General features: G+C 67.3%; 19 protein-coding genes. 6 read left to right on the top strand and 13 right to left on the bottom strand.

The features are described 5' to 3' along the window. Positions 1-85: 85 nt before the first annotated feature. Positions 86-1,762 carry a hypothetical protein gene (locus RI03_RS09160; RefSeq protein WP_010216825.1) on the top strand — a complete coding sequence of 559 codons (1,677 nt, stop codon included), beginning with the start codon at positions 86-88 and terminating at the stop codon, positions 1,760-1,762. A 34-nt stretch (positions 1,763-1,796) separates the two neighbouring features. Here the strand turns inward: RI03_RS09160 and RI03_RS09155 are convergent, their stop codons facing one another. After that, positions 1,797-3,050, bottom strand: coding sequence for a M24 family metallopeptidase (locus RI03_RS09155; RefSeq protein WP_037515058.1), 1,254 nt, complete (start codon positions 3,048-3,050; stop codon positions 1,797-1,799). Between the two features lie 101 nt (positions 3,051-3,151). On the opposite strand from RI03_RS09155, the gene RI03_RS09150 reads away from it, so the two are divergent. Next, complete coding sequence (locus tag RI03_RS09150; protein WP_010216822.1) at positions 3,152-4,459, top strand: dicarboxylate/amino acid:cation symporter; 1,308 nt, start codon at positions 3,152-3,154, stop codon at positions 4,457-4,459. A 98-nt stretch (positions 4,460-4,557) separates the two neighbouring features. On the opposite strand, the gene RI03_RS24050 is transcribed toward RI03_RS09150, so the two are convergent. Beyond that, the gene (locus RI03_RS24050) at positions 4,558-4,725 is read right to left on the bottom strand and encodes a hypothetical protein (RefSeq protein WP_026046588.1); all 168 of its coding nucleotides are present in this window, start codon (positions 4,723-4,725) and stop codon (positions 4,558-4,560) included. After that, positions 4,722-5,636, bottom strand: a complete 915-nt coding sequence (locus tag RI03_RS09140) for a threonine/serine dehydratase (protein ID WP_010216819.1) — start codon at positions 5,634-5,636, stop codon at positions 4,722-4,724. The genes RI03_RS24050 and RI03_RS09140 overlap by 4 nt, the downstream gene beginning before the upstream one ends. Before the next feature lie 193 nt (positions 5,637-5,829). Here RI03_RS09140 and RI03_RS09135 point away from each other — a divergent pair, with 193 nt between their 5' ends. The 4 genes from RI03_RS09135 to RI03_RS09120 all read left to right on the top strand — a co-directional run bounded on the left by RI03_RS09135 (position 5,830) and on the right by RI03_RS09120 (position 9,795). Beyond that, a complete protein-coding gene (locus RI03_RS09135) occupies positions 5,830-7,050 on the top strand; it encodes a type III PLP-dependent enzyme (protein WP_010216817.1) in 1,221 nt (406 codons plus the stop codon). 111 nt (positions 7,051-7,161) lie between these two features. Then, on the top strand, positions 7,162-8,211 hold the full coding sequence (locus RI03_RS09130; RefSeq protein ID WP_010216815.1) for a 1,9-bis(guanidino)-5-aza-nonane synthase: 1,050 nt from the start codon (positions 7,162-7,164) through the stop codon (positions 8,209-8,211). Between the two features lie 18 nt (positions 8,212-8,229). Beyond that, the gene (locus RI03_RS09125) at positions 8,230-9,246 is read left to right on the top strand and encodes an alpha/beta hydrolase (protein ID WP_010216812.1); all 1,017 of its coding nucleotides are present in this window, start codon (positions 8,230-8,232) and stop codon (positions 9,244-9,246) included. A gap of 120 nt (positions 9,247-9,366) precedes the next feature. Next, positions 9,367-9,795: an MAPEG family protein gene (locus RI03_RS09120; RefSeq protein WP_010216811.1), complete on the top strand. Its 429-nt coding sequence runs from the start codon at positions 9,367-9,369 to the stop codon at positions 9,793-9,795. Between the two features lie 47 nt (positions 9,796-9,842). Here RI03_RS09120 and RI03_RS09115 read toward each other — a convergent pair whose 3' ends face one another. From RI03_RS09115 to RI03_RS09070, 10 genes are read right to left on the bottom strand one after another with little or no spacing between them, the layout of a single operon-like run. After that, complete coding sequence (locus RI03_RS09115) at positions 9,843-11,735, bottom strand: XrtA/PEP-CTERM system amidotransferase (RefSeq protein ID WP_010216809.1); 1,893 nt, start codon at positions 11,733-11,735, stop codon at positions 9,843-9,845. Beyond that, positions 11,735-13,279 (bottom strand): exosortase A, encoded by a 1,545-nt coding sequence (gene xrtA / locus RI03_RS09110; protein WP_010216807.1) that lies wholly within the window; start codon positions 13,277-13,279, stop codon positions 11,735-11,737. The genes RI03_RS09115 and xrtA overlap by 1 nt, the downstream gene beginning before the upstream one ends. 1 nt (position 13,280) lies before the next feature. Further along, the gene (locus RI03_RS09105; RefSeq protein WP_010216805.1) at positions 13,281-14,510 is read right to left on the bottom strand and encodes a TIGR03087 family PEP-CTERM/XrtA system glycosyltransferase; all 1,230 of its coding nucleotides are present in this window, start codon (positions 14,508-14,510) and stop codon (positions 13,281-13,283) included. Next, a complete protein-coding gene (locus tag RI03_RS09100) occupies positions 14,510-15,583 on the bottom strand; it encodes a FemAB family XrtA/PEP-CTERM system-associated protein (RefSeq protein ID WP_010216803.1) in 1,074 nt (357 codons plus the stop codon). The genes RI03_RS09105 and RI03_RS09100 overlap by 1 nt, the downstream gene beginning before the upstream one ends. Next, on the bottom strand, positions 15,580-16,434 hold the full coding sequence (locus RI03_RS09095) for an XrtA system polysaccharide deacetylase (RefSeq protein WP_010216801.1): 855 nt from the start codon (positions 16,432-16,434) through the stop codon (positions 15,580-15,582). The genes RI03_RS09100 and RI03_RS09095 overlap by 4 nt, the downstream gene beginning before the upstream one ends. A 5-nt stretch (positions 16,435-16,439) precedes the next feature. Next, the gene (locus RI03_RS09090) at positions 16,440-17,585 is read right to left on the bottom strand and encodes an ExeA family protein (protein ID WP_037515056.1); all 1,146 of its coding nucleotides are present in this window, start codon (positions 17,583-17,585) and stop codon (positions 16,440-16,442) included. Between the two features lie 38 nt (positions 17,586-17,623). Further along, complete coding sequence (locus tag RI03_RS09085; protein WP_010216798.1) at positions 17,624-19,261, bottom strand: hypothetical protein; 1,638 nt, start codon at positions 19,259-19,261, stop codon at positions 17,624-17,626. Further along, entirely contained in the window at positions 19,261-20,175 is a 915-nt protein-coding gene (locus tag RI03_RS09080) for an AAA family ATPase (protein ID WP_010216797.1), read from the bottom strand. Before RI03_RS09080 ends, RI03_RS09085 begins: the two co-directional genes overlap by 1 nt. Beyond that, positions 20,172-21,692: an XrtA system polysaccharide chain length determinant gene (locus RI03_RS09075; RefSeq protein WP_010216796.1), complete on the bottom strand. Its 1,521-nt coding sequence runs from the start codon at positions 21,690-21,692 to the stop codon at positions 20,172-20,174. The genes RI03_RS09080 and RI03_RS09075 overlap by 4 nt, the downstream gene beginning before the upstream one ends. Positions 21,693-21,705: 13 nt before the next feature. Beyond that, a complete protein-coding gene (locus RI03_RS09070; RefSeq protein ID WP_202949366.1) occupies positions 21,706-22,356 on the bottom strand; it encodes an XrtA/PEP-CTERM system exopolysaccharide export protein in 651 nt (216 codons plus the stop codon). Positions 22,357-22,420 lie beyond the last annotated feature (64 nt).

Here is a 22,420-nt window from a genome sequence, read left to right as displayed (position 1 = left end):
GGTTCTCAAGTATGCCGCGCATCGCCAGCGTGGCTCGTCTGGTCGCAATGCGGTACGCTGTGCGAAAGGAGCTTCGATTTTGCCGATGCGTCTGCCTGTGCTCGCGTCTTTCCTGCTGCTGCTAGCACCTGCGACCGGGGGCGGCACCGCCGGACCGCAGGACATCCCTGCCCCAGTCTCCGGCGCAGTCTCCGGCGCGGCGGCGCATCGGATGTGCGGGGATGACGTCATCGCGCCGGGTGTCGCACGGCTGATGCCCGGGTTCGGGTCGGGCGCGCTGATTGTCACGACCGCTCAGCCCAAGGCACAAGCGTTCTTCGACAATGGGTTACAGCTTAGTCATGCGTTCGCGCACGAAGCCGGAACCGCCGCCTTCAAGGAATCCGCTCGGCTCGATCCGCAATGCGGGATGTGCGTCTGGGGCGTGGCGTGGTCGCAGGGACCGACGATCAACTACCCGATCGACGCGGCGACTCAGGTCAAGCTCGGCAAGCTTGTCGACGGCGCGATCCCGCTCGCGGCGACCGGCCCCCTGCTCGAACGACAGATGCTCGCAGCGCTGGCGGCGCGCTATCGGACCGGTGGGGATCTGGCGTTCGCCCGTGCGATGGACGCGATTGCGCGTGACCATCCCGGTAGCGACGAAGTGCTAACGCTTGCAGCGGATGCATGGATGATCCCGGCGTCGCTCGAGGGCAAGACAGAGACGCTGCCGCGTGCGGTCGCGCTGCTCGAGACGGTACTCAAACGCAATCCGGACTTCACGCCCGCAATCCACTTCTATATCCATGCCACGGAAATGTCGGGTTTTCCTGCGCGGGCGGAGCATTATGCAGACCGTCTCGCCGGTCTCGCTCCCGCGGCGAGCCATCTTATCCATATGCCGAGCCACACCTATTATTGGGTCGGCCGTTACCAGGCCGCGACCGAAGCAAACGTCCGCGCCGTCGCGATCGGGGTCGGGGACGCCAAGGCGGCGAAGGCCCCCGGGCCGGATGGCGCGTTCACGTTGCCCTATCATGCGCATAACGTTCATTTCGGGGTCGGCGGCGCTTTGCTCGCGGGAGACGCCAAGGATGCGTTGGCGCTCGCCGCACCGGTCCTCCGCGCGTTGCCGCAGCGCCCTAGTGCCTCTGCGTTCGAGCAAATGGTCGGCGGGACCGCCTATTTCGCGCACGGTCGTTTCGCCGATCCGGCCGTGGTGCTGGCGCTGCCCGACGCTCCGGCGAAAATGGGCTATCTGCGCGCCTACCGCCATTACGCGCGCGGCGAGGCCTTTGTGCGGCTTGGCGATGCGCGTGGGGTGCGCGCCGAGGCGGCGGCGATCCCGCGCTCGGCCGGTCCGATCGGGCGCGAGGATTCCACCCGGCAGGCGACCAATTTGATGCGGATTGCGAAAGCCGTCCTGCTCGGCCGCGCCGCGATGATCGAGCGCCGCTATGATGAAGCGATCCGCGCTTATGCGCAGGCGGCGCGGTTCAACGAGGACAAGGCGATGGCCGAGTTCAACGATCCGCCGATCTGGTGGTATTCGCCGCGCCGGAGCCTCGCGGCGGCGTTGCTGGCAGCGGGACGTCCGCAGGACGCGTTGCACGAGGCGGATGCGGCGCTGGCGCAGCGGCCGCTCGATCCGGTTACGCTGGCAGTACGCGCGGAGGTCTTTATGGCGCTCGGCAAGACAGCGGCGTCGGAACGCGACCGCGCGATAGCGGATAAAACCTGGCGCGGCGACCGGTCCGCCTTCGGTCCGGTGTTGAGCTAGCGCGACTTTCCTTATGGGGTAAGAGGTAGTCCCCTCACCCCAGCGGCGCATCCAGCGACGTCGGCGGTACGCTGAACCATTTCGGCCCGGCCGCGGTCATGTGGAAGCAATCCTCCAGCCGAACGCCGAACTTTCCCGGGAGATACAGGCCGGGCTCGTCCGAGAAGCACATGCCCTCTGCAAGCGGCGTCGTCTCGCCATGGACGAGGTTGACCGGTTCGTGCCCGTCGAGCCCGATGCCGTGCCCGGTGCGATGCGACAGACCGGGAAGACCGTAGCGCGGGCCATAGCCAAGCGATTCGTAATAGCCGCGCACCGCGTCATCCACCTTGCCCGCGGGCGTCCCGAGCTGCGCGGTAGCGAACGCCTTGGCCTGCCCCGCACGAACCTGATCCCAGATCAGTCGCTGCGCCTTGCTCGCGCTGCCGAAGACGAAGGTGCGCGACACGTCCGACTGATAGCCCTGCACGGTACAGCCGCAGTCCATCAGCACGATCTGGCCGTCGGCGACAACCTGCGGGTCCTTGCTGCCATGCGGGAAGGCTGCCGCCGGGCCGATCAGTACCAGCGAGAATTCGGGGTCGCCGCCCAGCCGCTTGGTCGCGGCGTTCATCAGTGCGGCGATATCGGCGGGCTTCATGCCTTTCTCGATGCGCGGCCACGTCCAGCGATAGGCGGCGATCGTCACGTCGGTCGCGGTCTGCATCAAAGCGATCTCGGGCGCGGTCTTGCGCATCCGAACCGCGCGGACGACCGGATTCGCCGATACGATCCGCGCCCCGGGCAAGGCGTGTTCCAGCCCGTCGACCGCGAAGTAGCGCACCGTCTCCTCGATCCCGACCGGGCGGGTGGCGAGCTTGCGCTCCTTGAGGAACGCAGCGATCAACGCGTGCGGGCTTTCGTCCTCCTGCCAGACGCGGACTTCGGCGGGGATGCCGAGCGTCTGGCGGACCGAGGGCTCCTCGAAGAACGGCGTGACGATGCACGGATCGCCCTCGACCGGCAGGATCGCCGCGGTCAACCGCTCGCTCCGGCCCCAGCGGATGCCGGTAAAGTAGGTCAGGCTCGATCCCGATTCGACCAGCACCGCGCCGATCCCGTTGGCGCGCATCAGCGCTTGTGCGCGCGCGAGCCGCCCGCGGCGTTCCTCGGGGCCGATCGGCGCGGTCGCGCCGGTGATGTCGCGCAGACCCGCGAGATCGGGTTCTGCAGCGCGCAGGACACCGCTGGCGGACAGGGCGGGAAGCGCGAGGGCGGCGGACGCGAAAGCGCGACGGGACAGGTTCATGGCACCAGTCTGGCAGCGGGCGTGCCGCCCCGCAACGCGCGTCTTGCTTGACCGATTGCGCATTCTCCCCTTGATGCGGGCCGAACCAACGGGGAAGAAGCGTGGCGAAGCGGCTGACACTGTATATTTTGATCGGCCTGGTGCTCGGGTTGATCGTCGGCTGGGCGATCAACCAGCAGATCGTCGACGGCAGCGCCGCGGGGGCCGCGCGCGCGAAGGAGATTGCCAGCTACTTCTCGATCATCACGACGATCTTCCTGCGCCTGATCAAGATGATCATCGCGCCGCTGGTTTTCTCGACGCTTGTCGTAGGGATCGCGCACATGGGCGACCTCAAGGCGCTCGGGCGGATCGGCGGGCGGACGATGGCGTGGTTCCTCTCGGCATCGCTGGTATCGCTGACGCTGGGCCTCGTGCTGTTCCACGGGATCGAGTTCGTGATCGACCTGGTCTCGCCGGGCAGCGGGTTCGGGCTCAAGCTGCCGCCCCCCGATGCGACGGTCGGGCTCGACGAGAAATCGTTCAACCTCACCAATTTCGTGACCCACATCGTGCCGTCCTCGGTGGTCGAGGCGATGGCGACCAACGAGATCATCCAGATCGTCATCTTCTCGATCTTCGCAGGCGTCGCGCTCACCGCGATCGGCGAGAAGGGCGCGCCGATCGTCCGCGGCGCCGAGGCGCTGGCGGCGATGATGCTGCAGATCACCGATTATGTGATGCGGGTGGCGCCGTTCGCGGTGTTCGCCGCGATCACTGCGACGATCGCGGTGAACGGGCTCGGTATCCTGTGGACGCTCGGGCTGTTCGTCGGGAGCTTCTACATCGGGCTTGCGGTGTTGTGGTTGCTTCTGTTCGGCGCGGCGTTCGCGATCATCGGTCCGCGTGCGCTGACGCTGGCGCGCTATATTGGCGAGCCGATCCTGCTCGCCTTCTCGACCGCCTCGTCGGAGGCGGCCTATCCGCGCACGCTCGAGGCGCTCGATCGCTTCGGGGTACCGCGCAAGATCGCGAGCTTCGTGCTGCCGCTGGGCTATTCGTTCAATCTCGACGGGTCGATGATGTACATGACTTTCGCGACGCTGTTCCTCGCGCGGGTGTACGGGGTCGACCTGTCGATCGGTCAGCAGATCGTGATGCTGCTGGTGCTGATGATCACGTCGAAGGGTATCGCCGGCGTACCGCGTGCATCGCTCGTCGTGATCGCGGCGGTGATGGGGCAGTTCGGCATCCCCGAGGCGGGGTTGCTGCTGATCCTCCCGGTCGACCAGTTCCTCGACATGGGGCGGTCTGGCACCAACGTCGTCGGCAATGCCGTGGCGACCGCTGTGGTGGCGAAATGGGAAGGGCCGCTGGATGTGGCCGAGGCGCCGGAGATTGAGCCGCCGCACGCGCCGTCGAGGGGATAGCGCAGGTTTCTCGACTTCGCTCGAAACGAACGGTGGTTTGAGTAGCGACCCTTATCCGTTCGTTTCGAGCGAAGTCGAGAAACCCGGCACCACTTCAATCACAACGTCCAGATCGCCACGTTCCCGACCAGCACCGCCGCCATCACCAGCATCAGAACCCCCTTGCGGACGTCGCTGCGCCGCCAGATCAGCCGCACGCCCCCGATCAGGCACGCAAACGCCGCCAGCATCGCAATCGCGGGTGCGAGCGATTCGACCCCGCTCACACCGCCTCCGCCAGCACGGATGCATAAGCGGCGCGGTCCACGTTCCCTCCCGACAGCAGCACCAGCATCCCCGGCTCCATCGCCACCTTGCCCGCGAGGATCGCCGCAAGCGCCACCGCACCGCCGGGCTCGACCACCAGCCGCAACCGATCCGCCGCCCAACGCTGGGCGTGCCGGATCTCGGCTTCGGTCACCGCGACCCCGGTCGCGCCGCGCCGCGAGAGTACGTCGAACGTCAGCGGCGAGACGCGCATGGTCTGAAGCGAGTCGCACGCGGTCGGGGGTGGCGAGTCCCCCACCGGTTCGATTCGACCGGCCACGAGCGAACGCCGCATGTCGTCCCAACCTTCCGGCTCGACCACGGTGACGCGCGCCTCTGGCAGCGCCAAGGCAATCCCCGCCGAAAGCCCGCCGCCGCCACAGGGCACCACGACATGCTTCGGCACGCCAAGCCCGAGCACCGCCATCTGCGCCGCCGCTTCGACGCCAGAGCTTCCCTGCCCTTCGATCACCCACGGATCGTCGAAGCTTGGCACCAGCACTGCCCCGCGCGCTTCTGCCAGACGCGCCGCGATCGCCTCGCGGCTTTCGGTCGCGCGGTCATAGTCGACCACCTCTGCGCCCAGCGCGAGCGTGCCGTCGCGCTTTGCCTTGGGTGCGTCGGAGGGCATCACGATCATCGCTGGCATGCCCAGCCGCCGCGCCGCCCACGCGACGCCTTGCGCGTGGTTCCCCGACGAGAAGGCAACCACGCCTTTGGCGCGCAATCCAGGTTCGATTGCGGTCATCCGATGCCAGGCGCCGCGCAGTTTGAACGCCCCCATCGGCTGCAGGTTTTCCGCCTTGAATGCGACTGTAACCCCTTGCGTCTCAATGGTAAAAAGCGGCGTCGCCGGCACCGCAGCCGCCACTTTGGCAGCCGCATCGCGTACCCCAGCCCGAGTGGGCTGTCTTAAAATTGTCACTGTCTGCCTCCGAGGGTCCAAAACCGCTTTACATTAGAAAACTGCGACCCTATTTCGCCCATCCGCTGCCCCATGGGACTTCCAACCGCAAGGCAGCTTTTTTCACCGTTCGGCGCACGCCACTTGGAGGTCCCTTGAGTTGCACAAGCATCATCGCGCGCTGGGGTTAGCGAAGACCCTTTCGAACTCGGTTTCGGGTATCGACATCGCTCAGCAGCGGCCGGTTCAGCCGGTTACGCTGGTTCGTCCTCACGCGGCAGCGCGTGCGGCCAGGTTCTTCGTCGAGAAGTTCCCGGGTCGCTCGATGTATGCGGTCAAGGCGAATCCGGCTCCTGAGTTGCTCAAAATCCTTTGGGACTCGGGGATCACGCATTACGACGTGGCCTCGATCGCCGAAGTCCGGCTCGTCGCGACGACGATCCCGGGCGCGACCCTGTGCTTCATGCACCCGGTCAAGGCCCCCGAAGCGATCCGCTCTGCCTATTTCGACTATGGAGTCCGCACCTTCTCGCTCGATTCGGTCGAGGAGCTGGACAAGATCATGGAAGCCACCGACCAGGCAACCGACCTGACGCTCTGCGTCCGGCTGCGCGTTTCGTCGGAGCATTCCAAGCTCAGCCTCGCGTCGAAGTTCGGTGCCGCTCCCGGTGAGACCAAGGAACTGCTGTTCCGTGCTCGTCAGGCAGCGGACGCGCTCGGCATCTGCTTCCATGTCGGCAGCCAGGCGATGACGCCCGAAGCCTATGCGAACGCAATCGAGCGAGTTCGTGCGGCGATCGTCGATGCGGCGGTCACGGTCGACGTGATCGACGTCGGCGGCGGCTTCCCGTCGTCCTACCCGGGCATGGAGCCCCCCCCGCTCGAGCATTTCTTCGAGACGATCCACCGTGCGTTCGAATCGCTGCCGGTCAGCTATTCGGCCGAACTGTGGGCCGAACCGGGCCGTGCGCTCTGCGCGGAGTACAGCTCGATCGTAGTACGCGTCGAAAAGCGTCGTGGCGACGAATTGTACATCAACGACGGGGCTTACGGCGCGTTGTTCGATGCGGCGCACATCGGCTGGCGTTTCCCGGTCGAGCTCCTGCGCGAGCCGGAGAGCCGCTCGAAGGAGATGGCGTTCAGCTTCTACGGGCCGACGTGCGACGACATGGATCACATGGCGGGGCCGTTCTACCTGCCGGCGGACGTCCAGGCGGGCGACTATCTCGAGATCGGGATGCTCGGCGCCTATGGCTCGGCGATGCGGACCGCGTTTAACGGGTTCGGTTCCGACGAGACGGTGATCGTCTCCGACGAACCGATGGTGTCGCTGTACGGCGAAGCCATGCCCCACGTCGCGTCGAACGTCGTCAAGCTGTAACAGGCATTTCATAGTCAATACGAATCGGGGAGGCGGTGCAGCGATGCACCGTCTCTCTCCGGGTTTCCGCGTCCCCTCAACGACGGCGGCTGTTGAAAAGGGTATCACCCCATGACCGAAGTCCTCAACACCAACCGCAAGGCCGAGCTGCTCTCGACCACCGTCGAGCATATCGACATCACCAAGTTCGACGCGCGCCCGATCGTCGACGCGATGAAGAAGATGAGCTTCACCAGCCGCGACCTCGGCCGCGCGACCGACATCTACAACCAGATGCTGGCGGACAAGGATTGCTCGATCTTCCTCGTCATCGCGGGTTCGACCTCGGCGGGCGGCTGCATGGATCTCTATGCCGAGCTGCTGCGCAACAAAATGATCGACGGCGTCGTCGCGACCGGCGCGTCGATTGTCGACATGGATTTCTTCGAAGGTCTTGGCCACAAGCATTATCAGGCGCTCGAAGTGCCGGACGACGACACGCTGCGCTCGCTGCTGATCGACCGGATCTACGACACGTACATCGACGAAGAACAGCTCCAGGATTGCGACCACACGATCCTCGAGATCGCCAACTCGCTCGAGCCGCGCCCCTATTCGAGCCGCGAGTTCATCCGCGAGATGGGCAAGTACCTCGTCGAGAACGGCAAGAAGGAGAACAGCCTCGTCAAGCTCGCGTACGAGCATGACGTGCCGATCTTCTGCCCGGCGTTCGTCGATTCCTCGGCCGGCTTCGGTCTGGTCAAGCATCAGGTCGACCGCGCGAAGGAGGGCAAGCCCTATATGGTGCTCGATGCGATCGCCGATTTCCGCGAGCTGACCGACATCAAGATCAAGGCGGGCGTTACCGGCCTGCTCATGATCGGTGGCGGCGTGCCCAAGAACTTCATCCAGGACACGGTCGTCTGCGCCGAGATCCTCGGCCATGACGACGTGCAGGTCCACAAGTACGCGGTGCAGATCACGGTTGCCGACGTCCGCGACGGTGCCTGTTCGTCGTCGACGCTGCAGGAAGCCGCCTCGTGGGGCAAGGTCAACACGGGTATCGAGCAGATGGTGTTCGCCGAGGCCGGGTCGGTCATGCCGCTGCTCGCCTCGGACGCCTATCATCGTGGCCTGTGGAAGGACCGCGTCAAGCGTCGCTGGGGTGCAAGCTTCGACTGAACCCGCTAAGCGCCAGGAATGCATAATCGTCGCAATATCCTGGCGCTCTCTCTTGGTGCGGCCGCGGCCCCTGCCGCGGCCGCTGCCCAGGGGAACGGAAGCGCGCTTCCTCCGGGAGCGCTTGCGCCTTCGTCGACCCCGAGCTGGCCTCCACGCGAGAATTTCGCGCTCTGGCCCGGTGCCGCCCCCGGCGCGCGCCTTCCGGAACCCCTCCTCCGTCCCGAAATCACCGGCCGCACCGGCGACTATCACGACCTCTGGATGCGCGGCGTCGTGCGCCCCGACGTCGGTGTCGTCCGCCCGCGCCGCCCCGATGGCCGTGCCGTCCTCATCATGCCCGGCGGCGGGTACAGCTTCACCTCGATCCGCAAGGAAGGGCTCGACGTCGCGCTCGCACTGGCGGCGCGGGGGATCACCGGGTTCGTGCTCAATTATCGCCTGCCCGGCGAAGGCTGGGTCGACCGCGCCAACACCCCATTGGTGGACGCGCAACGCGCGCTGCGGCTGATCCGCGCGAATGCCGAGCGGTTCCGGGTCGACCCGCGCCGGATCGGCGCGCTCGGTTTTTCGGCGGGCGGGCATCTTGCGGCCTCGCTGCTGACGCAGCACGACGCGCCGGTCTATCGCCGGCTCGACGCGGTCGATGCGGTATCGGCGAAACCCGACTTCGGCGGGCTGTTGTACGCCGTGTCCAACATGGATCCGGGCCGAAGCCACGGCGGTTCGCGCGCCAACCTGCTCGGCCCCAACCCCGAACCCGCGATGGAACGCCGCTACGCCTGCGATCGCAACATCACGCGCGAGACGCCGCCGCTGTTCATCGTCCACGCGCAGGATGACGCGACCGTGCCGTTCATGAATGCGATGGACCTGTTTGCGGGTGCACGTGCGGCGCGGATTCCGGTCGAGGCGCACTTCCTGCTGCGCGGGGGGCATGGCTTCGCCACGAGGTTGCCGACGGGCGACAGCGGATCGCTTTGGCCCGATCTGTACGATCGCTGGATCGGTGAGGTGCTGGGCAGCGGCAAGCGCTAGAGCGGGACAGGGTTGATGCACCGTCCGGCCACATAGCGGACGGGAGACGAACGGCCGCGGATCGTCGCCCCGTTGCTTTCTGGAACCCGATGCGGCAGCGTCGGGACGGGGGAGCAAATGATGCACAGTGAAATTCTGAAGCCGATGGTTGCGCTGATCGTCTGGACCTTGGCGATGCTGCTCTGGATGCTGGTGACGCGTTTGCCTGCGATGCAGGCGTCCGGGATCGATCTCGGGACGCTGGTCGGTGCCAAGGCGGCTGACGCCGACGGACGGCTGCCGCCGAAGGTCCAGTGGATCGCGCACAACCACAATCACCTGATGGAACAGCCGACGATCTTCTATGCGGTCTGCACGGTCATCGCGCTGACGGGCACGGGCGATGGCATGAACGCGTGGATCGCGTGGGCCTATGTCGTGCTGCGGATTGCGCACAGCGTGTGGCAGGCGACCATCAACAAGGTGTCGGTCCGTTTCGCCTTGTTCCTCGGTGCCTCGCTGGCGCTGGTCGCACTGACGTTGCATGCGGCGATTGCGGTGTTCGCGTAACGTTTACCGTCCACCAGGAAGGCCAGACCAATCGACCCGGACCTGGCCTACCCGAACAACCGCGCCATCGACCGTTCGAGCATCACCAATTGCCACAAGGTGCGCCCATGCTCGGCGGTCCCGGCGCGGTGATCCTCGGCGATCCGCGCGATCGTCCTGGGGTCGAACCATCCGGTCGCGCCCAGCACGCGGGAGCGCGCCAGCCCCGCCGCCTCGTCGGCCAACGGTCCGCGGAACCAAGCGCTGATCGGGGTGACGAACCCCATTTTTGGCCGGTACAGGATGTCCTTGGGCAGATACCGCTCGAGCGCCTTCTTCATCAGCCACTTCCCCTGCCCGCCGCGCAGCCGCATTCCCACTGGCAAAGTAGCGGCGAATTCGACCAGCCGGTGATCGAGCAGCGGCTCGCGCGCCTCGAGCCCGACCGCCATGCTCGTGCGATCCGCCTTCGTCAGGATGTCGCCCGGAAGCCAGTGCTGAATGTCGGCATATTGCGCCCGGTCGAGCGCATCGCGCGCCGGGGCGTCGCGCATCGTGCGGACGTAGCGTTCCTCGGCGCGATACCCGTCCAGCGCGCGTCTTGCGGCATCGCTGAACAGCGCCGCGCGCAAGGCGGGCGTCGTGACGCCGACCGAGCGTGCATAGGCCTCCGCGCCGTCCTCGGCCAGCGCGAGCAGCGTCGTCTTCGCGCGCAACGGGCGCGGTGCCCAGTCGGCCTTCGGGTAATAGCGGCCCAGCGTCCCGAAGACGCTCTGCCGCAGGTCCGGCGGGAGCAGCCCGCGCACGCGTTCCTCCGCCGCCTGGAACTTGTAGCGGCGATATCCGGCAAACGCCTCGTCCGCGCCATCGCCCGACAGCGCGACGGTGACATCCTCGCGCGCCAGTTCGCACACCCGGTAGGTCGCCAGCGCGGACGCATCGGCAAACGGTTCGTCGAACGCTTCGGTCAGCGTGTCGATGAGCGCGAAATCGTCCGCGGCAACCACGCGCTCCCGGTGGGACGTGGCGAAGCGCTGCGAAATCGTGGTGGCGTAGCGGCGCTCGTCGAGCCCCGCCGCATCGAACCCGATCGTACACGTCCGCACCGCGCCCCGCGACGCTTCGGACATCAAAGCAACCACGGCCGAACTGTCGACCCCGCCCGACAGGAACGCGCCCAACGGAACGTCCGAGATCATCCGCGACGTCACCGCCTCGCGCAGCAATCCTTGCAGCTCCGCCGCAAGATCGCGCGCGGAGCCGCTAGCGCGGCGCGAGAAGTCGACGTCCCACCAGCGTTGCGGCAGCGGGACGGGACGCCCGCGTTCGACCAGCATCGCGTGCCCGGCAGCGAGCTTCTGAACGCCTGCGACCAGGCACGCATCGTCGGGGACGTAGCCAAAGGCGAGATAATCCTCGACCGCGCGAATGTCGGGTTGCCGCCGGAGCAGAGGATGCGCCAGCAACCCCTTGAGTTCAGACGCAAACGCCAGCGCACCATCCGCGAGCGTGACATAATGCAGCGGCTTCACGCCAAGCCGGTCCCGCGCGAGAAAGAGGCATTGCCGGCGGGCATCGTGAAGGGCGAAGGCAAACATGCCGTTCAGCCTTGGCAGCATCGCCGGGCCCCAGGCTTCCCATGCGTGGAGCAGCACCTCGGTATCACCCGCTGTCACGAACCGGGCACCGAGCGTCTCCAGTTCGGCGCGCAACGTAGCGAAATTATAGATCTCACCGTTATAGGTGATTGTGAGCGCGCCGTCCGCGCTCGCCATCGGTTGCGGCGATCCGGCGACGTCGATGATCGACAACCGTCGATGCCCGAGCCCGACCCCGGGCGCTGTCCACACCCCCGACCCGTCCGGTCCGCGATGCGCCTGGACATCCGCCATCGCGCGGATGCGGGCAGGATCGACCGGCTTGGGGGTCGATGGATAATAAAGCCCGGCAATCCCGCACATCAGCGCGTCATCCCCGCGCTACGGTCGGCGAGCACGTCGATCGGCCCGAGCGCCGAAAGGAAGCGGGTCATCGCCGCGCGCGGGTCTGCGCCAGGCATCCGTTCGGCCGACAGATGCACCGCCACCGCACGCTGCGGCCCGCCGAACAACCGCGCCTTTACCGTCTCTATCTTCACCACATTACCCGCATGAGTCACCGTGTCACCAACGCGGTACCATGTCACGATCTCGCGTTCGACTGCCCGCCGCGCGAGGACCCGCATCACCGCGCCACCGGCGAGTTCGGGCCGGTCCTCGATACGGATCCAGACGTCATCCTCGCGCAGCGGCCCCACGCCGAACCCGACGATTTCCTTGCCCTCCCGCTGGCTGCCATAGACCGCAATCGCAAGGTCGACGGACTCGCCCCTGGCATCCGCATACCGCCCCTGCAGGATATGGTCAGCGCCGGGATAGTTGGGAGACCAGGGCGCGCGCGTACTCGATGGGACACGGTGCCAGCCCGGCACCGCCGGCAGCGCGATCCGATCCGGCAGCGCTTGCGCCCGCCCCGCGATCGCCGCCGCCCAGGCCGGAAAGGCAGCCGCTGTTGCGAGCGTCAGCGCGGCGGCAATCGCGAGATCGATCTGCCTGCGCGGTGGACGTTGAAGAGCTGTCGGATCGACCATCGGTGCATCGGGCGCACGATCGAACCAGCGCCACCCCAGCGCAAGCACCGCCGCCATCACCACCCCGAAGAACAGCCAGCCATAGACGATATGGTCGAACCCCGTCGCCCGCGCGACCGACGTCCGGTACGCGGCGTAGATCGTCCCGAACGCGCGCACGCCGTTGGCGAGCACGGGGACGACCAGCGCCACGACCAGGAACCCCGCGCGCCGCCGCCACGAGACGAAACAGACGTTGGCGACGAGCGTGCCGTAAGCGAACATCGCGATGACGAATTTCGCGCCCGAACAGGCCTCGGCAACCTCGAACGTGCCGTTGGGGATGGTGATCAGCACGCCGTCCACGGTTGCCGGCACCTCGAACAGATGGAGCAGCGGCATCGTCAGCGCGATTGTGACGGTCTGGAGCGGCCCCTCGAGCCCCTCCCCGAACGGCACCAGGAACAGCGCATAGCCGACTGGAAACAGCAGCGCGCGTGCCACGTTGGGCCCGAGTAGCGTGACCACCGCGCCTTGGAGCATCAGTACGAGCCCAAAATGCCGCGCCAGCGCGACGCTCCCCGCATCGCCCAGCAGCCAGCCGAACCCGTCGAGCGCGACCAGCACCAGTCCCGGGCTCCAGGCGACCGGGCGGATCTGCGCGAGTTCCGCGCGGCGCTGCCACACCAGCCAGACCAGCACCGGCCCGATGAACAGGCAATGGCCGAAGGTCGTGCTCGTCCACCAGATATGCGCAAGCGTGGCGACGTCGGACCAGAACATCGCGACCAGCACGAGCGCGACCGCGCCAAGGATGCCGCCGTGTCGCTGCCATGCCCCGACGGGCATCGACCGCGCGCGCCGGGTCTGCCCCGCAGCGACGAAGGGAGTCGCCATGTCAGGCGGCGACGGGGCGTTTTGCGGGCGCAAGTCCTGGCCCCAGGTCCAGCCCCAGCCCCAGCAACGCGTCGAGCGGCGCGAGCCGCGCCTCCCAGCTATACCGCGCCTCGACCTGCGCGCGCGCGGCGAGGCCAAGCCGGTCCGCCGCGCTGCGATCGTCGAGCAGGGCGATCACCGCTGCCGCTATCGCCGGGCCATCCGCGCCGACGCGGATCGCCCCCGCGTGATCGATCCCCTCCGCCGCCGCGACCGAGGCGACGACGGGACGCGCCATCGCCATCGCCTCGAGCACCTTGTTCTGCACCCCGCGCGCGAGCTTCAGCGGCGCGACGATCACCGCCGCTGCCGCGATCCAGCCGCGTACGTCGGGCACCTCGCCCGTCACCGTCACGCCCGGCTGGTCGGCCAATGCGACCACCGCCTCGGTCGGCGCGCGGCCGACGATCTTGAAGCCGGCGTCGGGGTGGCGTGCGCGGATCAGCGGCAGGATCTCCTTCGCGAACCAGAGCACCGCTTCGATATTGGGGCGGTAATCCATCTGTCCGGTGAATACGACCGTGTGCGGCGGAAGATCGGCTGGAACGAACGACGCGACGGGATCGAACAGGCGCGTATCGATGCCGTTCTCGATCGCGTGGACGTGTCGCAGGCCGGTCTTTGTGCGGAATAGCGCAGCCTCGGCCTCACTGACGAACAGGCTCGCTGCCGCCGTGCGCGCGACGGCGGCGTCATGCCGCAACAGCAATCGTGCTTCCCGCCGCATCAGCCAGCGCATCGGCCAGCGAGCGGTGTCGGCGTAGGCATCGAATTTCGCCGAATCCATGTCGACGAAATCCATCACGACGCGCTGTCGCGGGTTTCGCGGGAGATACTGCGCCATCTGGCTCGAGAAGACGTAGATCGTGTCGATCGGATGCCGCGCGAGCACGTCCGTTACCGCTGCGCGGATCGCGGCATCGTCGAACGCGGTCTGCGAGACCGGCTTGCCCGACAACAGCGCCTCGATCGCTGCGCGCGCCTGCGACTTGCCGCGCCAAACGACCGACCGGCTTCCGGCCATCGCCTCGGGCTTGGCGGACGGATCGAGGTCGCGCCGGTCATCCGCGAAGGCGACGAGATGAACCCGCGCGCGTGCCGACAGATATTGCATGACATGATAGCCGCGAATCTTGTCGCCGCGATTGGGCGGAAAGGGCAAGCGGTGCCCGAGAAACAGGATATCCCCCATCACCCCAGCCCGCGCGAAATCTGCGGTCCGACGATGTTGGCGAGCCACAATGGCAGCTTCTTCCACATCTCGACCTTGCGCGCGTAGCGCGGGTCGAGCGGATTGATCTCGCGCGGTTCACACCCCGGGGCCGCGTGCTTGGCATATGTCAGCGCAAGCCCCTCGAACCCCCAGTTCTTCTTGAAGGCGGCAGGCCCCGTCCCCGCTTTCGACCGCCCGAAGTCGAACCGCGTGCAGCCGCGCGCGCGCGCATGCGCCATCAGCGCGTGATACATAAGGTCGTTCGCACGGAGCACGCGTGCCGCCTGCGTTCCGCCGCCCCAATAGGGATAGACCGTGCCATTGAAGTACAGGCTCAGCACGCTAGCGACCGCAAGCCCGTCCGACCGCACCGTCAGGATATCGGCGTCCGCCCCGAATTGTTCGAGGATCGAACGGAACAGCCTGGCGGGAAATACCGGGGTCCCGAGGTTGCGCACCGATTCGGCGTAGACCGCATAATGCGCACGGCGGTCCTCCGGCTCACGACCGATCGCTACCGTCAGATCCCCGTCCAGCGCCTTGCGGACTTCGGCGCGTTGCTTGCGCGGGATTGCTGCAAGCAGATCGGTGTCTCCCTGCGGGATCGGCTTCACGAACCCGAGATACGTTGTCGTGTCGACCGACCATTCCCCGGCTGGAACCGCGCCGCCGCGCAGTTCGAGCGTCGGGCATCCGAGCCGCGCCGCCAGCGCGATTGCAGCGTCCGCCAGCGGGCCGACCGCCGCGTCCTCTTCCGTCAGGATACCGCCCCCGACGGCAAAGCCGTTCGACACCAGCGCCTTGCCGAACAGCGGCGAGCGCACCTCGGTCAGCGGGAGGATCCCCGCCAGCGTCCCGTCGGCCCGTTCGGCGATCAGCGTGTGGCTGGTCTGGCCGCAGCCCTGCGCGACGCCGATGCTCCACGCGGGGAGATGGAACGGCGTCGCTTGCGGATGCGCCCCCACGAACGCGTCGATGCTGGCATGATCCTGCGCGTTGCGGAGATCCGCCACGCGGATCGCAACCGGCGTCGCTAGCAACGGCAAGGTCACGCCGCGGTCATCCCGACCGGCACGGGACCGAGCCTGGCGACGATCGCATCCATCCGGCCCCAGTCATGCCGTCCGATCAACCCCCGCAGCTTTCCCGCCATCGCGCCGAGCCGGCTGTAATGCCGCAGCTTCGACTTGAACGGCGCGTTGCCGACCCGTGGCTGGCCGGGGTCGATCTCCCACGGATGAAAGTAGAAGACCGCCGGTTGCGCCTCGGCATCGACCTGCCGGACCGCGAAGTCGGTCAGCGCGGCCGGGAACAGCCGGAAGAATCCGCCCCCCGTCGCCATGCGGCGGTTGCCGAAGGTTGCGACCGTCACCGGCACCTCGACCAGCGGCGATCCGGCGAGCGGGCGGAAGGCGTAGCGCGGTGCTTCGGGCCAGCCATAATGGTCGTGCTTGAGCGGCGCGATGCTCGACGAATAGGCGTAGCCCTCCTCCGCTAGAACGCCATGCGCCCACGGGGTCCGCGCATCGATCGAGAAGCTGGGCGCGCGATAGCCGGTGATCGCCACCCCGCCCGCATCCTCCAGCGTGCCCCGCGCGCGCGCGATGTCCGCACGGAATTGATCGGGTGTCATCGTGAAGACGCGGTCGTGGTCCCAGCCGTGGCTCGCCAGCTCGTGCCCCTGTTCGACGATCCGGCGGATCACCGCGGGATAGCGCGCGGCGACCCAGCCGAGCGTGAAGAACGTCGCCTTGACCCCGCTTTCGGCGAACAGCGCGAGCACCGCGTCGGTGTTGCGCTCTACCCGCGGCGCCAGGCTCACCCAATCGGCCTTGGCGATGACGGTCTCGAACGCGCCGACCTGGAACCAGTCCTCGACATCGACCGACATGGCATGACGCATCCGGCTCACTTCCCGTTGTGCTGGATGGCGCTGATGGGACCGTGCGCGGTCTCCGCCCAGTCGACCAGCAGTGTCAGGACGCGGCGCAGCGCGACATCCTGTTCCTCGATCCGTGCCTCAAGCGACTCGATCCGGGCGACTAGCGCGGCATCGGCCGGAAGCGGGGCTGCGGTCGGCGCAGATGGTTCCGGTTGTGCAACGTCCCCCTCGACCGGGGCGGCGGAGAAGCGGATCGGCAACGCTTCGCTCGGCGCTGGAACGTGAAAGATCGGCAGTGGTTTCGGGTCCGGGAGACGCCTCGAAACGGCCGGCGTTTCGCGTGCCGTCGCTTTCCCTGGCATGTCGCCCGCGATGTCCGCGATCACCGCTCCGACCGCCTCGAGATCGATCGTGTCGAGCGCTTCGAGCGCGCCGAACAGCAATACACGCCCCGCCAGCTGGTTGAGGCGCCGCGGCACGCCGTCGGACGCCGCGTAGAGCGCGGCAAAGGCCTCCCGGGTAAAGTCGGGACGCCCCGCCGACCCGACCACCGCGAGGCGATGCTGGATATAGGGTTCGACTTCCTCTGGCTCCATCGGATCGAGATGATGCACCGCGATCACGCGCTGGCGCAGTTGCTCGAGTCGGTCCGACCCGTGCAGCCGGGTCCGGAATTCGGGCTGGCCGAGCAGGAAGATCTGCACCAGCGCATGCCCGCCGGTCTGGAAGTTGGACAGCATCCGCAGTTCTTCCAGGCTGCCGACCGGCAACGCCTGCGCCTCGTCGACGATCAGCAGCGTGCGCCGACCGGTTCGCGCGATCGCATGCAGCCCGCGCTCGATCGCGACGAGCAACTGCGCCTTGCTCAGCCCCTCCGCGTCGAGCTCAAGCCCGCCCGCGACCATCCGCAGCAGGTCTTCCGCTTCGATCTGCGTCGAGACGATCTTGATGACATGCAGGCGCGCCGGATCGATCGTTGCCATCAGATGCCCGACCAGCGTCGTCTTTCCCGCGCCGACGTCCCCGGTGATGACGATGAACCCCTCGCCCTGCGACAGGCCGTACCCGAGATACGCCATCGCCTTGCGATGCGTCGCGGTCTCGAACCAGAAACGCGGGTCCGGCGTAAGCTGGAAAGGGCGACCGGTCAGTCCGTAATGATCGTCGTACATTGCACCATCCTCGCCGGAACCATACACGCCCGGGCGTTTCAGAAGTGATACCGCATCCCGAGCTGCGCCTGTGCGGACAGCTGATCGTCGATACCCTTCTGGTTGAACGAATAAAGACCGGCCGATGCCTGCGCGGCGATCCGGCCGAAATTGTGGTAATAGAGCCCGGTCGCGCCGGTGCTGAACACGCCTGGCGCGGCGGCAATCCCGCTTTCGTAATAATTGGCGAAGACGTTGCCGTTGACGCCCGAATTGCGATCGATCGGTGCGCCCGCAAAGACCTGCGCGTAGAAGCTTTCGTCGGTCACCCCGTCGATGCTGAAGCCGCCAGCCTCGGGCGCCGCGAAACGCCGCGTGGCATATCCGCCGCCGATCCCGACGTTCAGCGCACCGCGCCGCGCCGACAGCACCGCATCCACCCCGCGAGCACGGTAGGCGGCGGTCGAAATCGACTGGAACACGCCGTTGAGGCATCCGCCCGCCGCAGCACTGGTCGCCCCGCCCGCCGAGCCGCCCGCCGCGCCGCCCGCCGCCCCAAACGTGCAGCCGCTGAACTGCTGCCCGAAGGCATCGGGCTGGTCGACGAAGCTCGTCGGCAGACCGGCGAGACCCTCGCGCAGCTGGCGCCCGAACGTGTCGAAACTGTCGTACACCGCGACCTGGACACCGACCGCACGGCTCGCGGCATAGCTGAACGAACCCGAATAGGTCATCCCGCCATAGCGCCACCCGACCCGCGCCTGCAGTTGCGTGCGCGGGCTGGGGCGCCAGAGCACGCCGCCATCGTAGATCAGTCCGTCCGTGCGATAGGCGATCCGGGGCGCGGCGGTGGGATCGGTGACGAACCGTCCGCGACTGTCGACGACCGGCACGCCATTGCCGTCGCGTAGCGGATCCTTCTGCGTGACGGTGATCTTCTCATATCCCGCCCCGGCGGTAAGCGCGACGGATCCGCTGACCGGCAGGGTGGCATCCGCGCGGCCGAGGGACTGTTCGTATTTCTGGACGAGCTGCGAGGCGCTATCGCGTTCATAAGCGCCGGACAAAGTGATCCCGACCGGCAGCACCGCCCCGGGCTTCACCGCGGCGCTCGCGTTGACGACGTGGCTCTGCGATGTTCCGAACACGTCGAGCGGCACACTGCCCGCCGCGACGCCGGTCGTGCCCGGGGCCTCGGCCTTTGTATAGCCATAGCGATAGCTTGCCGTCACGCCGACCGAGCCGACATGCCGCGCAAGCGTCGGGCCGATATAAGCGGAATAGACCTGACTGATATTGTCGACATTGCCGACGAGGTTGCCCGGTGCCGCCCCGCGAATGTCCGAACGCACGCGCGTTGCGATCGCGCCGCCCTCCAGGCTCACCCCGCGAGCGAGCGTGATCGTACCGCGCGCGAGCCCGCTGTGGACGTCCGCGTCGCCGACTCGCTTGTCCCAGGAAATCCGATGTTCGTAGCGATAGCTGACCTGCGCCTGCGCACGGCGGTTGTGGACCGATGCCTCGACCCCGGCGGCAACCGTCGAATAGGTCAGCACGTCGTCTGTGTTGAGGTCGGCGGTGACGGCCTGATTGATCTCGATATACGGTGCCAAAGCCTTGTCGCGTGGTGCCGCTTCGCTAGGCACCGCGAAAAGCCCGAGCGTCACGACCAGCCCCGGCCACACGCGCCGCCGCATCAGGCGTCGTCCTGCTGCGCATAATAGCTGCCATAGCGACGACCGCCCGGGGCGTAGGCGACCGCGTTGAGCAACAGCTGCACCTGCTCGCAATCATCGAGCAGCGCGACCGCGTCGCGCAGGTCGGACTCGCCGGTGCGATCCGCGCGAACCACCAGCACCACCTGCCCGACGCGCCCCGCGATCAGCGCCGCCGGCGACGCGGCGAGGACCGGCGGCGAATCGAAGATCACGATCCGGCGCGTATCCGCCGCCAGCAACGCCGCGAGCACCTGTTCGGTCCGCGCGCTCGCGACGAGTTCGGTGTCGGCGTGGCTCTTGGTCCCGCACGGCAACAGGCTGAGCTGCGCGATGTCGGTCCGGACGATGCAGCCTTCTGGGTCGATCGTCGGATCGGCGAGCGCATCGAGCAGCCCCGGTCCCTCGGCCAGTCCCACGCGCTTCATCACGTCCGGCTTGGCGAAATCGGCGTCGATCAGCAACACCTCGACGTCGCGTTCCGCCGCAAGCGAGATGGCGAGATTGAGCGCGCAATAGGTCTTGCCGTCATCCGGGTTGGCGGACGTGACGAGGATCGTGCGCGCAAAGGCTTGGCTTTCCGCGCGCAGGCTGCGGGCGGTCGCGAGCAGATGGCGCTTCACCAGCCGGAATTCCTCCGCGAGCGGACCGATCGGTGCGCCGGGCACGAGCAACCCATGCTCCGCCAGCAATGCACGGTCGATGCTGGCGACCGGCCCCGATGCCATTGGAGGGCGCATGCGTGAGGGCGCGGTGGGCGCCGATTCCGCGTCAACGATCCCCGGCGCAGCGCCGGTTCCGCTCGTGCGCGCGCGACGATGCGCATCCAGATCGTAAAGCGCGGCCGCACGCTCCAGCAGCGACGCGAGCGGCTTGTGAGACGATGGATCGATCATGCCGCAAATCCCCGCTGAAGCATCTCGACCCCGAGCAGTCCGACCCAGGCCACGCCCAGTGCCGCGACCCCGCCGCCAAAATACAGCACCATCCGCCGCGCGGTGGCGATCTCGGCGTCGCTGCGCATTTGCCCGATCGCGCCGATCACGGGCATCCCGGCGACCTTTTCCAGCCGCGCCGCGGTCGGGAAGGTCGTCTTGAGCTGGCCGAGCGCGAACGCCGCCGCAATGCCGGCGCCGATCGCCGCGACGAGCACGCCGCTCAGCAGCAACGGGCGGTTGGGCGATGCGGGGACACGCGGCGAAGAAGGCGGATCGATCACGCTGAACTTGATCGAATCGGTCTGCGACTGTGCCTGCCCGCGCAGCTTGATCGCCTCGCGGTCCGACAGCAGCTTTGCGTAGGAATCCTTCAAGACCTGATAGTCGTTTTCGATCTGCGACTGTTCGGCGGCGACCGCCGGGTCGCCCGACAGTTTCGCGGTGATCGAGTCGAGATCGGACTGGAGTTGCGCGCGACGGGCGCTGAGCGCGGCGACCTGCGCCTGCTTCTCCGCCTGGATCGACCGCATCGACAGATAGGCGGGGTTGGACGCCGCTGCGACACCGCCGCCGCCGACCAGCGGCTCGCCCCGCGCCGCCGCCTGTGCGGCGGCAAGCTGCCCCTTGAGCGCGATGACGTCGGGATGGTTCTCGGTATCGCCCTTCGCGCGCGCCTCCGCGAGCTGGCCCTGGATTGCGCTCAGCCGCGCGCGTGCCGGGCCGACGCTGACGGTGCCGGCGATGCCAGCGATGGTGGCGGGGGTTCCTGCCATCTGCCCGTTCATCGCCGCGAGCCCCGATTGCGCCGCCGCGAGATCGCTCTCGACCTGCGCCATCGCGGAGCGTGCCGCGCCCATGCGGTCGGTCAGCGACCCCGTCCCCGGCAGGCTGCCGAGATAGCGGTTCTGGAAATCGGTGCGCTTGGCATCGGCATCGGAGAGTTGCTTCTGCCGCTGCGCCAGCTGCGCATCGAGGAAAGTGAGGCTCTGGCTGGTCTCGTCACGGTCGCCCGACAGGTTCTGCTCGACGAACAGGTCGATCAGCTTCTGCACCACCTGCCGCGTGACCTTGGGGCTCGCGCCGGTCGCGACGATCTCGAACAGATTGTCCTGTTGCGCGGTGATCTTGATCGCCGTTTGCAAGCCTGCCACCCGTTCCGCGAGATCGCGATCGGTCCGGACGGTGGCGGCGAGATCGGTCCCGCGGACGACCTTTTCTAGGCTGCTCGCCGAGGTCAGCGTCTGGCGGATCGTGTCGACGTCCTTTTGCTGGTCCGCCGCGGTGATACCGACCGCGCTCGGCAGCACGGTCTGCATCTGGACGAAGACGCGCGCGCGCGATTCATAGCTGTTGTGGATCTGCGCCACGGCCAGCCAGCCGAGCAGCGCCACACCCCACGCCACCCCCAGCGCGATCCAGCGTCGCAGCCAGATCGCGTAGAGCGTCAGCCGGATTTCGTCGAAAAGCCCGTTCATCGTCGCCGCGCCCTCAGAACATGCTCTCGGGGATGATGATCACGTCGCCCGGTTCGAGCCGGACGTTCGCTCGACTGTCCCCGTCCTTGAGCAACCGGGACAGTTTGAGCGCATATTCCACCTGCTTGCCCGTGGCGCGATCGTAGCGCACCAGCCGCGCGCGGTTGCCCGCGGCATATTGGCTCAGGCCCCCAACCGAGATCATCGCGTCGAGCAGCGTCATGTTGGCGCGATACGGGATCGACGCTGGCTTCTCGGTCGCGCCGACGATACGGATCTGCTGGCTGAACGTGCCCGCGAAATTCTCGACGATCACCGAGACGATCGGGTCCTTGATATATTCGCCAAGCGAAATCTTCATGTCGTCCGCGAGCATCCGCGGCGTCTTGCCGACTGCGGGCATGTCGTTGATCAGCGGCGTGGTGATGCGGCCGTCGGGGCGGACCTGGACCTTGGTCGACAGTTCCGGGTTGCGCCACACGAAGATGTTGAGCTGGTCGAGCGGGCCGATGATATATTCCTCGCTCGGCTTGTCTTGCGAGGCGACGAACGAGGCCTGCGGGAGCGCCGGGCGGTCGCCGGCGGCACAGCCGGCCAGCGTGGCGACGGCCATCCCCGCTAGCAGCAAACCGACCGAAGTCCTCGAAACGCACACCATAAACACCTCCCGCCGAGCGCCATCAGCGCGCGGTATTCGGGACGCTATGCCGGGTAATGGGTGAAGATAG

Origin of the sequence: Sphingomonas sp. PAMC 26621, assembly GCF_000251145.1 — a bacterium.
Lineage (GTDB): Bacteria > Pseudomonadota > Alphaproteobacteria > Sphingomonadales > Sphingomonadaceae > Sphingomonas.
This window is presented reverse-complemented; position numbering and strand designations above follow the sequence as displayed.

Coding starts and splice junctions, on each gene's coding strand:
- RI03_RS09160 (WP_010216825.1), top strand. CDS start 86: ATGCGTCTGCCTGTGCTCGCGTCTTTCCTGCTGCTGCTAGCACCTGCG.
- RI03_RS09155 (WP_037515058.1), bottom strand. CDS start 3,050: ATGAACCTGTCCCGTCGCGCTTTCGCGTCCGCCGCCCTCGCGCTTCCC.
- RI03_RS09130 (WP_010216815.1), top strand. CDS start 7,162: ATGACCGAAGTCCTCAACACCAACCGCAAGGCCGAGCTGCTCTCGACC.
- RI03_RS09125 (WP_010216812.1), top strand. CDS start 8,230: ATGCATAATCGTCGCAATATCCTGGCGCTCTCTCTTGGTGCGGCCGCG.
- RI03_RS09120 (WP_010216811.1), top strand. CDS start 9,367: ATGCACAGTGAAATTCTGAAGCCGATGGTTGCGCTGATCGTCTGGACC.
- RI03_RS09115 (WP_010216809.1), bottom strand. CDS start 11,735: ATGTGCGGGATTGCCGGGCTTTATTATCCATCGACCCCCAAGCCGGTC.
- xrtA (WP_010216807.1), bottom strand. CDS start 13,279: ATGGCGACTCCCTTCGTCGCTGCGGGGCAGACCCGGCGCGCGCGGTCG.
- RI03_RS09105 (WP_010216805.1), bottom strand. CDS start 14,510: ATGGGGGATATCCTGTTTCTCGGGCACCGCTTGCCCTTTCCGCCCAAT.
- RI03_RS09095 (WP_010216801.1), bottom strand. CDS start 16,434: ATGCGTCATGCCATGTCGGTCGATGTCGAGGACTGGTTCCAGGTCGGC.
- RI03_RS09090 (WP_037515056.1), bottom strand. CDS start 17,585: ATGTACGACGATCATTACGGACTGACCGGTCGCCCTTTCCAGCTTACG.
- RI03_RS09085 (WP_010216798.1), bottom strand. CDS start 19,261: ATGCGGCGGCGCGTGTGGCCGGGGCTGGTCGTGACGCTCGGGCTTTTC.
- RI03_RS09080 (WP_010216797.1), bottom strand. CDS start 20,175: ATGATCGATCCATCGTCTCACAAGCCGCTCGCGTCGCTGCTGGAGCGT.
- RI03_RS09075 (WP_010216796.1), bottom strand. CDS start 21,692: ATGAACGGGCTTTTCGACGAAATCCGGCTGACGCTCTACGCGATCTGG.